This window comes from Psychromonas hadalis ATCC BAA-638 (genome assembly GCF_000420245.1).
In the GTDB taxonomy this organism is placed as follows: Bacteria; Pseudomonadota; Gammaproteobacteria; order Enterobacterales; family Psychromonadaceae; genus Psychromonas; species Psychromonas hadalis.
Window position 1 is genome coordinate 1 of record NZ_ATUO01000096.1, and the last position, 14,350, is coordinate 14,350.

A 14,350-nucleotide genomic window follows, 5' to 3' on the forward strand; every position below is an offset into this window, starting at 1 on the left:
CTTCCTATACGTCAACTATTTTTAATTTAAATAAATGTTAATAAATATTTAAATTAATGTGAAATTTTTTTTGCATTAACACGGTATATATTATTGATACCACAACAAAGTGTACATCTTAGGAATCGTTACACAATAACTTGCGCTAAATTGTTTTCAAAAAGCCTGAAATGACTGGTTATTTTGAAAACAAAAGCGCAAGTAATTTTGAAGCCGATCCTTAATTAACTATTTAAAGGAATATCTCATGAAAAAATCTAACTTAGCATTAGCAGCAACCGTTTCTACTCTTATTGCAGTGGGTAGCACGCTAATTTCAGCGCCAGCAATGGCAGCAAGCAAAGAAAAATGTTACGGCATTGCGCTTGCAGGACAAAATGATTGTGCAACAAAAACAAGCTCATGTGCAGGCACTTCTAAAGTTGATAATCAAAGTGATGCCTTTATTGCCGTGCCAAAAGGCTTGTGTGGAAAAATTTCTGGCGGTAGCTTAGAGCCTAAAGAATCGTAATACCATTGCTATAAAACAGGGGGAGCCTTGCGCTTCCCTTTTCTAATAAAGGAAAAAAGTGTGAAAAAAATAGCAAAAAAGGCCGTTGGTATTGGCCTGCGTAGTGCGCATTATCAAAACATAGTAGATGCACAGCCTGATCTCGGATTTTTAGAAATTCACAGTGAAAACTATTTTAATGCACACAGTAAAAACCATTTTTATCTTGAACAGATAGCGCCTCTTTACCCCATGAGTTTCCATGGCATCGGTTTATCATTGGGCAGTAGCGAACCTATCAGTAAACAGCATCTTAAGCAGTTAAAAACATTAATTGACCGATTTCAACCCGCATTAGTGTCTGACCATTTAAGCTGGTGTTCATTGCAAGGAAACTTTTTTAATGATTTGTTGCCCGTGCCTTACACCAAAGAGGCGCTGTGCTGTTTTGTAGATAATGTCAATCAAGTACAAGATCACCTGCAGCGACAAATTTTAGTGGAAAACCCCTCATCCTATTTAGAGTATAAAGAGTTCGAGATGAGTGAGCCTGAGTTTATCAACGAAATTAGCAAACAAACTGGCTGTGGTTTACTGCTTGATCTCAATAATATCTATGTGAGTGCCACTAACCACCAATTTTCAGTACAAGCGTACCTTGATGTGATTGACCATAACGCGGTACAGGAGATCCATTTAGCGGGATTTACTGAAAAACAGATAGATAACAGTCACTTATTAATAGACACCCACAGTACTTTTGTTAGTCAAGCAGTTTGGAATATCTATACAGATTATATAGAAACAACAAAAACAGAAGCAATCACCCTGATTGAATGGGATCTAGAGATACCCACACTGGATACTTTATTAGCAGAAGCCAGCAAAGCAAAGCAGATCAGAGAGCGCTTAAAATGAAACTACGACAGTTACAAAAACAGTTCTCTGAATCACTTTTATATCAGCATGAGAATATTCTTGAGCAGATAAAAGAGAGGAAATCGATCAATTCAGAGCAGCGTTTACAGGTTTATCGCAACAGTTTTATTATGGGCGTGACAGAAGCGTTAGCAACCACTTACCAACATACCGTTGCCTTAGTAGGTGAAGACTTTTTTAATGCGGTCAGTCGTCAATTTATACTAAACCAGCCTCCGATTGAAAATAATATCATCGTTTATGGGGATGGATTCAGCGATTACCTTGATAGATTACCGCAGTTAAAAAAGATGCCCTACATCAGCGAAATGGCCCGCTTTGAATGGCTGTTAGAGCAAACCAGTAATATTGAGGTAGAGAATAAAAGTCTAGATGTAGCGCGACTAGCAGAGGTTGATGATGAACAATTAGAGCAACTACAATTTTCTATACCCAAGCAGATAACGTTATTTCAAAGTGAGCAAAATATTAACCAACTCTATAAGATGATAATTAATAACGCAGTCATAGAAAGCAATCTTAATATTCCTTGTTATCTCGCCCTAAAAAAACAACCCGATTTTCGTATTGAGCTGATAACGTTAAATAAAGATCAGTTTTTATTATTAGATCAGATAAAGGCAGGGAAATGTCTAGGGCAAATAACACCCATTACATTGCATCAACAACTGCCACACCTTTTAGAAAAGAGACTCATTAATGATTTTAGCACGCCATCAAGAAGTTAAATTAATACCAATGACAGTAAATAGCTGGTCTATTTTACTGGTTAAAACAACTCACTTCTGTGTTGTAAGTTTCGTAAAGAGAACAACCATTTACGTCAACTTACGCCTTGAATTTAGCTGTTTTTCCTGCGTGAAATTTAGATCACATACTTAATGTAATTGATATAACAAGGAATTAAATTATGGATAAATTACTTGAATTATACCAGCAGGCAGTGGATAAAATGCTCTGCTATTTTACCCCAATATTATTACTATTTACCCGCTTATGGGTCGCCAGCATTTTTTTTAAATCGGGTTACCTTAAAATAACCACATGGGACAGCACGCTGTACCTTTTTGAAGAGGAATACCAAGTACCACTTGTTCCTTGGGAGTTGGCCGCTTACATGGGCACGGCAGCCGAACTTATTTTACCTATTTTCATGGTATTAGGTTTATTCACAAGACCAATGGCGGCTGCTCTGTTTATGGTTAATGTCACCGCGGTTATCTCTTACCCTGTTTTATGGGAAGGTGGATTTTATGATCACAAGCTCTGGGGATTAATGATATTACTCAATGTCGTGTGGGGAGCGGGTGTACTTTCAACGGATCATCTACTCAAAAAACGTTTTTTTAAATAAAGCAGATTCGGTTTTTCATAAAAACAAAAAAAACATCACAAAAAAGAACACAGAGGCGCGATATACTACACGAAGAAAAGACTAAAACCTGCGATGGCGGGTATTTAACTTTTCCTTCGTTAACTCTGTGTTCTCTGTGGTTCATTCTTTTTTATGCCCATTGCACGTAAGTATATAATCTAAATTTCACGCAGGAAAAACAGCTTAATTCAAGGCGTAATCTCGAGAGATTAACTTCGTTAACCCTCTTTCAGTAGAATTAAAGTCAGCAACTTACATTAAGGTGATAACTCTGTCTCTCTTTCCCATGCGTTTTGGTGATATTGATATAACTGATTAGAGCCTAAATAGTTAATTTTTACCGCCTCTTTATTATCATAAAACCCTTTATTAAATACAAAAGATCCCTGTAATAGTTCAGACGTTAACCAGAAAGTATCTACCGATAACGGCTTGTTACGTGTTAAACGTTCACTAACACTGGCGCCCATTTTGGTTGCAATTGTCCAGCCCCACTCCCCAAAAGAGGGGACGTTTTGATGGTACTGTTCTACGTGAGTAAAGTTTGCTTTGTTGACTGTTTTAGCGATTGAGATAAACGCATTTTGAGCATGAAACGGCGAGGTTGATTGCACCACCATCACACCATCTGCGTTTAATAGGTTATTGAGGCGATAATAGAAATTCACGCTGTAAAGTTTGTTTAAGTCTGGATGGCTCGGATCAGGTAGATCCACAATAATGGTATCAAACACCATTTTATTTTGTAACAGTTTATCAATGGCAATAAATGCATCATCATTAATGACGGTGACACGTGGATCGTTAAAACTGTCCGCCGTTAACCGCTCAACTTTAGTGGCAAGGTGAGGGGGCAATACTTTTTTAGGATCTTTAAACAGTGCAACAAGGTTGGGGTCTAAATCCACTAACGTGACCGCCTTAGGATGCCATTTCAGTACTTCACGTAGCGCTAAACCATCTCCACCACCGATAATAAGGATATTATCGTGCTGATTAGAGGCTTGCATCGCGGGGTGTACTAAAAATTCATGGTAGATATGCTCATCTAAACTAGAAAATTGTAAGCGACCATTTATATAGAAGTTATAAATAGGCTCCAATCCGCCCCCTAATTGGCGTTCGGTAAACACTAAGTTCTGGTAAGGTGTTTGCGTTTGATAAACGACTTTATCGAGATAGAGCATATTTTGCATCTGTTTTTGCCACACGCCACCATAGTGAAAAACAGCGACAATCAACAGCGCTAAAAAACCATGCCCAACTAATAGCCATTTAATATTATGCAGGTATTTTTTAAAGCGCATTAAGAAGATAAAACCTGCGACTAAATTAAGTGTTGCAGTTAATGCAGCGGCTTGGCTTATCTCAATCTTAAGCATAAACAACACCCAAATCGCAGCACCGACACCCGCGCCTAAATAATCAGCACCATAGATAGTGCCTGCATTATGGGCAAGATGATGCCCATAAATAGTTTCACGAATACGTGCAATCAGTGGTATCTCCATGCCGATTAAGAAACCCAGAATGAAAGCAAAAATATAAGGTAGTTGTAGACTTATCCAACTAATTTTAGCGAGCAAACCACCTTGTGGTAATAAGTCCATCGGCATCTGATACGTATCAGCAATCACTTGCGGTAATGTTTGACTAAAACCGATAATTGAGGCGATAAACAGGGTGGCACTACAGCCAATAAAGGCCACTGCTAGCTCTAATAGCACAAACCCTTGAAAGGCATCTTTCACTTTTTTAGCGGCAAATGCACCTAGCCCCATCGACACAATCATAATACCAATAATGGCGTAGATAACCGTTTCGACACTGCCTAAAATACGTGCAGAGTAATGCGACAGTAGGTATTCGTAGATAAGTCCACAACAAGCAAGTGTTGCCATTATCAAGATAAGCAAACTGTCATCAATAAGCAGTTTTAATTTTTTAGGGTCGTCTATTTTTATCACTTAAATTTATTCCAAAAGAAAAGGCTATCATTGATAGCCTTTTAAAAAATCAAAAAATAATTATCTAAATCAGGTCATTAATGCCATTAATAGCAATGCAATTGAAAATGAGGTTGCAAACTCAATGGTTGCAATGCCAATATTTTCTTGGTCTTCCACCTCTTCACGGCGATTAATGCCCCACAATACAATAAATTTTGCAATGGTGGTAAGCAATGTTAAACAGATCATCAGAATAAGACTCATCACCGCCCACTGGCTAATGCCTAACCATAAATTAGTTGCATCATAATGAATAAAGTAACTGGCGGCGGTTACCGACATTGCCGTTGAGATAAGGTAACCTGCATAACGAATTGCTAAGGCAATTTGGCCACTCTCTAATGTAGCTTGGAATCCAACGCCATTATTTTTATTAAATTTCCACTCAAAAATACGCGTAATTAAGACTAACATCACCTGAGAAACGATCCAGGCAGCAGCAATGGCAATGAAGGTGTTGATATCTAACCCCTCTACCCAGATAAGCGAAGCTCGTACCACAATCGCAGTGGCGATCACCGACGCGGCATCAACCAACCCCACTGAGATATTACGATTTAAGATAAGCTCATGTTTGTTAAAAGCAGGTAGCGCAAATTTATCATGAATAAAACGCCCCGCTTTAATTAAGATAAGCCCGATAAGTCCATAAGCAAGCATACCCAGTAGCTCAACACCATATGAACCTGCAAGCTCACCGGTGATTGCACCACTGAGCGCAATGCCCATCGCGGCAACTGCACCCGCCATGCTAATGCCGTAAGCAAAGTTGTCTTTTTTAGCTAACTCATCGTTAGTATTAACATTACCAATTAAGCCCATGGTAAGACGAATGCCACCTAACAGCGCTATCGCTACCGCCATATCAATTAAAAGATAAATGGCGATATCACCACTTTGTCCTAATGTTGTTATTAATTCATTCATATTTTAAATCCCTATTTTCCGCGTCTTACGCCACGAGAGGTGGTTGATTTACTGCTTCTGAAACTACTTGATGCTTTCGACTTTGCGCGCGCTTTGGAGTAACTTGAGCGCCCTGCAAACGGTGTCGATTTTTGTGCTTGACGACTGGAACTCGACATCGCACTGGCACCTGTTTTTGATTTTGCATAGGGGCTTTGAAAGCCTCTATTATTACCAAACTGTTTTTTAGTTTTTTTCGCTAGATCATTTTGTGATTTTGCCTGCTGTGGTGACGTGTAACGATTGCGACCTACGTCATTATAATAGCTGTAATCACGACGTGATGACCATCTGTCATAACGCACAGGATTAGTAATGGCTGAAAACATGGAGTACATGCCATACCAATGCCAAAATGACATACCACTGCTGTTGCTTTGCCACTGTCCGTAACCTGGGTTGCCAACCAACTGGCTACCTGCACCATTATCTTCCGCGCCATTAGCGTTTAAGCTTTGCTGTTTGCTGATTGCGTTAACACGTGCCAATTTCCCATCGGACATATCTGCAATCACATTAAGCGGATCAGAAAGTGCATCATTGAATAGGTTAGGATCAGAGGCTTCAATCAAGTTCTCTGTTTCAAACAGTTGTGCTTCAATATCACCTAATACTTGTGGCTGTTCACGCACTGTTTTCAGACGTTGTAAAAGTCCTTGATAAGTTGGCCCTTCGCGGGTTGCATCACGACTTAGCTGTGCAAGTAACGGTTTTAACTCCGGTTTATCCCCACCCAGTAAACGTGCGTACTCTTTTAATAACATCGCATTACGAATGTTATTATTGTCTAAATTATTACCTAAATTATCAAGCAGGTAATCGGCACTTTGAATATTACTGTTGATGCGATCTTGCCGCTCATCACCACAGGCGCTGAGCAATAGACTAAAACAGACTATTAATATCAGTTTAATTTTCATTATCTTCCTTTAACTCTTTGCTTTTAAATAATCGATCACACGTTGCAAATCATCTGCAGTATCCACACCAGCAGGTGGAACCTCGATAGCTTGCTCTACATGAATGTTAAAACCATGCCATAACACACGTAACTGCTCAAGTTTTTCAATCGACTCCAGTGGAGATATGCTAAGTTGCGCATACTGCTTTAAAAAACTAACACGGTACGCATAAATTCCGATATGACGTTGTAAATTAGCGCAGTTAACCGTGCTATCACATCGGTTTTCAGCAGTGAAATTTTCTCTATCCCACGGAATAGTGGCACGACTAAAGTACAGTGCGAAACCTTTTTTATCCGTCACTACTTTAACAGCATTAACATTAAAAACCTCATCAAATTCAGTGATAGGTGCACTCAATGTTGCCATACTTGCATCGTTATTGTTCTGTAAATTTGTTGCTACTTGGCTAATAACAGCAGGTGGAATCAAGGGTTCATCACCTTGAACATTAACCACAATTTCACTATCAGAAAACTGATAGATCTCACAGACTTCTGCCAATCGATCAGTACCTGATTGATGATCAGCAGAGGTCATACAAATCTCAATATTATTGACCGATACAAGTGCATCAGCAATACGTTGATCATCGGTTGCAACAATCACTCGTGAAGCCCCACTTTTTAACGCTTGCAACGCCACGCGCTCAACCATGGTTTTGCCCAAAATATCAGCTAAGGGTTTTGCTGGTAGACGGGTTGATTGATAGCGCGCTGGAATAACGGCAATAAACGACATGCTTTAGATCTCCTCATCAGCCGTGATGGTGCGTGCGCGTACCGCAAGTAGTGCAGGAATACCATCGACAATAGGGTAAGCAAGGTGATCAAATTTACAGATAAGTTCATTGCTCTCTTTTTTGAAACCGAGTTTTCCTTTGCACACGGGGCAAGCGATAATATCAAGCAGTTTCACATCGATCATGTTAAATCCTTAATTTTTTGTAATAGTTGTTCTTGAAAAGTGTCTGGTAACTGCGCGTCAATAGGCAGATACCACCAGTTAGGTTTTGCAAACGTCTGGCATTTTACCGCATCTTTTTCTGTCATCAATAACGGTATGTTGGTTTCAAATTGTTCAAAGTCATGCGCGTTAAAAGCGTGATGGTCAGTAAAAGGGACTTGTTTACACAGTTGATAATGTTGATTTTTAAGGCTATCAAAAAAGCGTTGAGGATAACCAATGGCAGCGCAGGTATTCACTTTACCTAACATTGGTAAACATGCAGCGCGACCATCCACAGCTTTGCAAACCTGAGGTTTTAATAACATGGTAATTTCATTATCCACCTGTTCACCATTATTAATAATGAAATCAACCTCTTTTAAACGTGATAATGGTTCACGAAGTGGCCCCATTGGCATTAATTTTTGATTACCAAAACGACGTTTTCCATCTACCACTGCAATTTCAATATCACGCGCCAGTGCATAATGCTGTAAACCATCATCGGTGATAATAATATCTACAGCGCATTGTTCCGCGAGATAATTCGCTGCATTGACACGTTTAGGATCAACCACAATGGGTAATCCTAAGCGTTTAAACAGCATCACAGGCTCATCACCTGCTTCGCTTCCCTCTGTTTCGCTGTTTAATAACAGGGGATAATGTTTACTTTTCCCACCATAACCACGACTGATAATACCCGGTTTATAACCCGCACTAATCAGCATTTCGCAGAGCCAGATAACAAACGGTGTTTTTCCATTACCCCCCACAGAAATATTACCCACTACAATCACAGGTAAACGATTTTTACGTGCAGACTTTTGTAAATAAAAACGACGTAGCTTACTGATACCAAGCAGTAACAATGAAAAAGGGTATAAAAACCAGCCCCACCATTTAAGAGGTTGATACCAAAATTTCATTACAGATCACCCGATACTTGCAGTTTACTTAAAGTATGGTAGATCGCTTTTTTCTCTAATAGTTGTGCATGTGTGCCTGATTCCACCACTTCGCCAGCATCAATCACTAATATTTTGTCTGCATGTTCAATGGTTGAGAGACGATGTGCAATTATAATGGAGGTGCGATTTTTTTGCAGTTCATCAAGGGCAGCTTGAATATGACGTTCAGATTCAGTGTCAAGCGCCGAGGTGGCTTCATCTAAAATCAATATTGGTGCATCGCGCAATAAGGCACGCGCAATCGCTAAACGTTGGCGTTGTCCACCAGAAAGTAGCGCTCCATTTTCACCAATAATGGTATCTAAGCCATCAGGAAAACCATTAATAAACTCCATCGCATGTGCAGTTTCAGCCGCTTTTATAATATCATCACGGCTGTATTTATCCGTTGCTGCATAAGCGATATTATTAGCAATGGTATCGTTAAATAGGTGTACATTTTGAGAGACAACGGCCACTTGATTGCGCAGAGAGCTTAACGTGTAGTCATTGATATTCACGCCATCAATTTTTATGCTACCCGAATCAATATCATAAAAACGCGTCAACAGATTAGCGATGGTGGATTTACCGGAACCTGAGCGTCCCACTAACGCAAACGTCTGTCCTGCTTTAAGGTTAAAACTGATATTATTTAACGCTGATTTTTGTGCACTTGGGTAGGTAAATATAACGCTGCTGAGTTCAATATCACCCTTCACTCGTTTGGCATCGATAGTACCTTCATCTTTAGCAACGCTTTTATCAAGCATGATAAATAGACTTTTAGCAGCTGCTATCCCTTTTTGAATCTCATTATTCACTTGAGTAATATTTTTAATCGGTTTCATTAATCCCATCATGGCGCTAATAATCACCACAAATTTACCCGCAGAAAGGGTATCCATGATCTCAGGGAAAGTTGCTAAAAACAGTACAAATGCAAGGGCAAAAGAGGCGATGGTTTGAATGATCGGCACACTGATCGCATTCGCACTGGCCATCTTCATATTTTGGCTACGCACGGTATTACTGACACGGTCAAATTTTTCACTTTCGACTTTCTGACCGCCAAACATTAACACCTCTTTGTGGCCTTTTAACATCTGCTCAGAAGAGGTAGTGACCAAACCCATCGCATTTTGCAGGTTTTTACCAATTTTACGAAAACGTTTACTGACAATGCTAATCGCAATACCAACAACAGGGGCAACCACAAAAAACACCATAGACAGCTGCCAACTTTGATAGAACATCATCGCCACCAAGCCAATTAACAGCGCACCTTCTCGAAATATTTTAACCAGCGCATTACTCGCCGCATTGGAAACTTGGCTCGCATCATAGGTAATTTTGGAGATAAGATCGCCAGTATTGGTTTTATCAAAAAAGCTAATGGGTAATGCCATTAGTTGACTAAATAACTGACGCTGTAATTTCATTACCACATGGTTACCCACCCACGCCATACAATAAGAACTAATAAAAGCGAAGAGGCCACGAAAGGCGATCACAATCACCACAAAATAGGGCATCATTTTTAAAATGGTGGGATCTTGTCCCGTGAAACCATTATCAATAAGCGGTTGCAATGACCAGATCAAAAGTAGATCAACAGACGCATAACCAACCATACCAATAATACCCACAACCAATGCGAGCTTATAATCTTTAACATAACCGATAAGGCGTTTAAATATTTGCATGCCATCGTTTTCGTTATCTGTCATCTGTGCTTCCAGTAGGTTTTTAATAAAAATTTTAAGGGAAAAAAGAATGATGATACCAATAAGGGGCAAGATCTTCTCTAAATGTTTTCATATTAATAGCTTGGGGTGTTATTTGAAAGCGGATCAGGCCACTTAAGCCACTATTAACCATTTTAACCGACTGTTTTTGATAACGCTGTACCACCTCCTTTGCAGGAAAGCCCCAATGATTCATAAACCCTGCGCTAAACACTACCCATTGTGGCGAAACTGCTTTAATAAAACCCGCTGTTGAAGAGTGCCGACTACCATGATGAGGGGCAAAAAGAATGTCACTATTGAGTTTATTGCCCAGCTCTACCACTAATATTTTTTCTTGTCGTTTCTCAATGTCACCGGTTAATAACACAGAGGAATTTCCATCACTGATGCGTAATACACAAGAGTTATTGTTGTTATTTTTACCGATGATATCAGGTGAAAGTATTTCAACATTTAATCCTCCTAACGGCCATGTATGGCCAACTTTACACGGTGTAAATTGATGTTTACTTTTTAAAGGTTCACCCGAATAACGCGCTTTAACATGCATATGTGAGGAGATAATATCTGCGCCACCAGCATGATCATTATCACTGTGGCTAATCACTAAATGATCCAACTGTTTAATACCCAATGAAGTGAGATAAGGCGCAACTTCACTGTCTACCATATTAAAACCAGAGGCGTATCGTGCTCCCGTATCATATAGAAGCGTTTTCCCTTCACTGCGGATAAGCACTGACAACCCTTGCCCTACATCAATGACATCAACAAACCATATTGCTTTATCTTCACTTTTTTGAAACTGATTGACTAACCATAAACACAAGACAACAACACTCAATAGATAACTCATTTTACGCGTTTGAACACTTTTAAAATGGGCAATAAATACAAAAATAAACAGTGTAAACAAGAACAGTAATAATCTTTCATCAGCTAATGAATAAAATTGATAACTATGCGTAGCAAAGGAGGTGAACTGGAAAAACAGTGAGAGCAATTGGTCACAAAAACTAAACAATAATAACGCCAATGCTGGGCAGAAAAGAGTAAAAATGGCAGCAATAAGCACCATTGGAATAATTAGCAGTGAAAAAAAAGGCACAGCAATCAGGTTGATAAATATAGCCACAAAACTTAACCCTGAAAAACTTATTAGTTGCACAGGTAACATCAGTAGCGTCAATCCTAACTGTAAAAAAAGTAGCAATGTAAGGTACTTTTTTACTTTGTTAATCATCGGTATTTTAGCTATTTTATTAGGCGGAGACGAAGCAACGGGAAAAGACCAAAATAACAGCATAATAATCGCCACGGCACTAAATGATAACCACAAGCTCAGGCTCAATATAGCAAGAGGATCCCAAATCAATACCACAAACAGCACCAACAGCAACAGATCACTTTTCGCACATTTGCGTTTCATCGAGAAGATAAACACCGCAATGAATAACATCAAAAAAGCACGTTGTGTTGGCAGTGAAAACCCCGCTAAATACGCATAAAACCACGCACCCAATAAAGCACTAAAATTAATCAATCGCAGTGAAAACCAGCCCATTTTTGAAACGGGTAATAGATGGTTAAAAATAGTTTGTGAAAATAGATAAACAAAAGAGAATAACAAGCCGATATGCAAACCTGAAATCGCAAACAGATGTGAGATACCTAAATTTCTAATCCGCTCTTTGACTTGATAAGAGATCAACGATTTATCGGCAAATGAAAGCGCCAATAATAACCCTTGATGCACTAAGTCCTGAGTGATGTTCTTCACTTTCTGATAAAAACCAGCACGTAAAGTAATCTCTTTATTTATAGATTCAAGATATTTTTTTATCGTTACTTGATAAGCAACATGCTCAGAATAGGACCATTTTTGACGGTCAAATCCAGCAGGATTAGCGCGCCCATAAACGGGTTTAAAACGTACTATAAAACGATGTAACTGCCCTGCCTGTAAGCTGACATTTGCTTTATACCAACGCATTTCAACGATTGGACTGTAATTTAAGTGATCACCATCAAGTTCGATTAAATTAGCCTTAAAATAGCTCTTATTGCTATCACTTATTAATGAATTAATTTGTACAACTATGTTATGGTCTTGCCCATCAACAACCGCTTGTAAGCTACTATGATTGACCCGTGTCGATGATGGATAAAATTGTCCTGTTAATGTTAAATTTGTATAAAGTGTAAAATAGATCGCAACAATGGGGATCACTGCTAAAATACGAGATTGAGGTATTAACAATAGTGCAGAGGCAAATATCAAGCTCAATAGTAATAATTGCTTGTCTAATAACATCGGCCAAAAAAGAGTCGAAATAAAAACAACTATGGATAACCACAAAGCGGTGCGTATTAATCTCATCTCACGTTATCATCCAAATTCACCTAACCTGTTGAAATTTACAAGAGCCAACTTAATTATATGCCTAAAAAATTTATTCAGCGTTTTTCACCGAAACCAGAAACGTTAAAAGCCCATCCACACTTAAAGCATTTTGGTGAGGCACTGCAAAATCCAAATTTGTGGCATCTTAATCGACGTAGCGCTGCTGGTGCAGTAGCAATTGGACTTTTTTGTGCTTGGATGCCGATCCCTTTTCAAATGTTATTAGCCGCTGTTATTGCGATGTTTTTTTCTGTTAACCTGCCTCTTTCTGTCGCATTAGTCTGGTTGTCAAATCCACTCACAATGCCCCCTCTTTTTTACGGTGCTTATCGGTTAGGGGCTTATATCCTTAATGAGCCACTTATTGAGTTTAACTTTGAGCTTTCCTTTCACTGGCTTGCAAGCATGTTAGAAACCATTGCACCCGCACTGCTTTTAGGCAGTTTTATCTTAGCGGTGCTCAGCTCTATCATTGGTTATTTTTCATTACGTCTGCTGTGGCGTTTAAATGTCGCCAAAAAATGGCAACGTCGTAACAAACGTTAAATTTGTTAACCCCCTCTAAATTTAACACTCAACAGATCGTAATTTGTCCTCTTTTAAATTACGATCACTTTTCTTATCAACTTTAATGGATTAATTGATGAAAAAAATGAAAAAAATACTTGCTATCATTACCCTTTCATCACTACCGCTTTCTAGCTTTGCAACCCCCGTTCCAGTTGATGATTTTGTTGCTATTAGTGTTTATTTAGGTGGACGTTACAGTGAAGACCTAACAGACAGTGATACAGGTCAAAGCGCTGAAATCAGTAATAATTTCGCACAAGCACTCGCCCTTTCTTGGTATTACGGGCGTAATACCGAAGGTGAACTACTTTACAGTAACTCTAAACAAGATTTTACGATGTCAGATAAAAACATTTCCACCAAGATATACATCAGTTACTTGCATTTTGGTGGACGCGTTAATTTTGTCAATGAGAGCCCTTTTTCAACCAGTATTGGTTTAGGCATCGGTGCGACTTTTTTTGTTCCTGATGAAAGCCAATACGATAATGATATGGCACTTTCGGGAAATATCACGGGTGGCATGCGTTATGAGTTAAGCGACCAATGGGCGCTAAAAGCGGATTTGCGTGTATTTGGGACTGTGTTGCAAAATGATAGCTCACTGTTTTGTGGCAACAACCAATGTTTGGTAAACCTAGATGGTGAAGTATACGTACAAACAGAGTTAATGGCGGGTGTAGAGTATAAGTTTTAGGCTCTGTTGTAGAACACTGTTGTCACCCATAGGCAGCGACTAATATTTCTTGTTTATTGAGCTTCGCGTTGCTTTCCCTAAACCAAGCAAGATAATTCGATAAATACTTTGTTGCTACGCCTTTCATTTTTCCGTTAACCCAACCCTTAAAATGCGCTATTGCACCGTTCACGGTCTGGATGTGGTAAACCTTATCTATTACTCTCACTTTACCGTTTATTAGTCGCTTATGGTCACAATTTGTTTGCTTGGCTATCGTCACATATGACCATGAGCCATCACTACACAA

General features: G+C 39.1%; 15 protein-coding genes. 6 read left to right on the plus strand and 9 right to left on the minus strand.

The window, feature by feature from the left end:
* The first annotated feature begins 247 nt into the window (after positions 1 to 247).
* From G322_RS0112280 to G322_RS0112295, 4 genes are all read left to right on the plus strand, one after another.
* Positions 248 to 511 (plus strand): BufA1 family periplasmic bufferin-type metallophore, encoded by a 264-nt coding sequence (locus G322_RS0112280; protein ID WP_022942069.1) that lies wholly within the window; start codon positions 248 to 250, stop codon positions 509 to 511.
* 60 nt (positions 512 to 571) lie between these two features.
* Complete coding sequence (bufB, locus tag G322_RS0112285) at positions 572 to 1,408, plus strand: MNIO family bufferin maturase (protein ID WP_022942070.1); 837 nt, start codon at positions 572 to 574, stop codon at positions 1,406 to 1,408.
* A complete protein-coding gene (locus tag G322_RS0112290) occupies positions 1,405 to 2,157 on the plus strand; it encodes an HvfC/BufC N-terminal domain-containing protein (RefSeq protein WP_022942071.1) in 753 nt (250 codons plus the stop codon). The genes bufB and G322_RS0112290 overlap by 4 nt, the downstream gene beginning before the upstream one ends.
* Before the next feature lie 182 nt (positions 2,158 to 2,339).
* Positions 2,340 to 2,783 (plus strand): DoxX family protein, encoded by a 444-nt coding sequence (locus G322_RS0112295; protein WP_022942072.1) that lies wholly within the window; start codon positions 2,340 to 2,342, stop codon positions 2,781 to 2,783.
* A gap of 278 nt (positions 2,784 to 3,061) precedes the next feature.
* Here the strand turns inward: G322_RS0112295 and G322_RS0112300 are convergent, their stop codons facing one another.
* The 8 genes from G322_RS0112300 to G322_RS0112335 all read right to left on the minus strand — a co-directional run bounded on the left by G322_RS0112300 (position 3,062) and on the right by G322_RS0112335 (position 12,770).
* Positions 3,062 to 4,762 carry a polyamine aminopropyltransferase gene (locus tag G322_RS0112300; RefSeq protein ID WP_028866598.1) on the minus strand — a complete coding sequence of 567 codons (1,701 nt, stop codon included), beginning with the start codon at positions 4,760 to 4,762 and terminating at the stop codon, positions 3,062 to 3,064.
* A gap of 78 nt (positions 4,763 to 4,840) precedes the next feature.
* Positions 4,841 to 5,740: a DUF350 domain-containing protein gene (locus G322_RS0112305; RefSeq protein WP_022942074.1), complete on the minus strand. Its 900-nt coding sequence runs from the start codon at positions 5,738 to 5,740 to the stop codon at positions 4,841 to 4,843.
* Positions 5,741 to 5,751: 11 nt separating this feature from the next.
* Entirely contained in the window at positions 5,752 to 6,699 is a 948-nt protein-coding gene (locus G322_RS0112310) for a hypothetical protein (RefSeq protein ID WP_022942075.1), read from the minus strand.
* 9 nt (positions 6,700 to 6,708) lie between these two features.
* On the minus strand, positions 6,709 to 7,482 hold the full coding sequence (gene kdsB / locus G322_RS0112315; RefSeq protein WP_022942076.1) for a 3-deoxy-manno-octulosonate cytidylyltransferase: 774 nt from the start codon (positions 7,480 to 7,482) through the stop codon (positions 6,709 to 6,711).
* A gap of 3 nt (positions 7,483 to 7,485) precedes the next feature.
* Positions 7,486 to 7,668, minus strand: coding sequence for a Trm112 family protein (locus G322_RS0112320; protein ID WP_022942077.1), 183 nt, complete (start codon positions 7,666 to 7,668; stop codon positions 7,486 to 7,488).
* A complete protein-coding gene (lpxK, locus tag G322_RS0112325) occupies positions 7,665 to 8,618 on the minus strand; it encodes a tetraacyldisaccharide 4'-kinase (protein ID WP_022942078.1) in 954 nt (317 codons plus the stop codon). Before lpxK ends, G322_RS0112320 begins: the two co-directional genes overlap by 4 nt.
* Positions 8,618 to 10,369 carry a lipid A ABC transporter ATP-binding protein/permease MsbA gene (gene msbA, locus G322_RS0112330; protein WP_028866600.1) on the minus strand — a complete coding sequence of 584 codons (1,752 nt, stop codon included), beginning with the start codon at positions 10,367 to 10,369 and terminating at the stop codon, positions 8,618 to 8,620. The genes lpxK and msbA overlap by 1 nt, the downstream gene beginning before the upstream one ends.
* 31 nt (positions 10,370 to 10,400) lie before the next feature.
* A complete protein-coding gene (locus G322_RS0112335) occupies positions 10,401 to 12,770 on the minus strand; it encodes a DNA internalization-related competence protein ComEC/Rec2 (RefSeq protein WP_022942080.1) in 2,370 nt (789 codons plus the stop codon).
* A 60-nt stretch (positions 12,771 to 12,830) separates the two neighbouring features.
* Between G322_RS0112335 and G322_RS0112340 the strand changes: the two genes are divergently transcribed.
* Both G322_RS0112340 and G322_RS0112345 read left to right on the plus strand, forming a co-directional pair.
* Positions 12,831 to 13,340 carry a DUF2062 domain-containing protein gene (locus G322_RS0112340; protein ID WP_022942081.1) on the plus strand — a complete coding sequence of 170 codons (510 nt, stop codon included), beginning with the start codon at positions 12,831 to 12,833 and terminating at the stop codon, positions 13,338 to 13,340.
* Between the two features lie 97 nt (positions 13,341 to 13,437).
* Positions 13,438 to 14,061 carry a porin family protein gene (locus tag G322_RS0112345; RefSeq protein ID WP_022942082.1) on the plus strand — a complete coding sequence of 208 codons (624 nt, stop codon included), beginning with the start codon at positions 13,438 to 13,440 and terminating at the stop codon, positions 14,059 to 14,061.
* Between the two features lie 22 nt (positions 14,062 to 14,083).
* Here the strand turns inward: G322_RS0112345 and G322_RS0112350 are convergent.
* Positions 14,084 to 14,350: transposase (locus tag G322_RS0112350; RefSeq protein WP_028866588.1), on the minus strand; the 267-nt coding region annotated here is incomplete at its 5' end.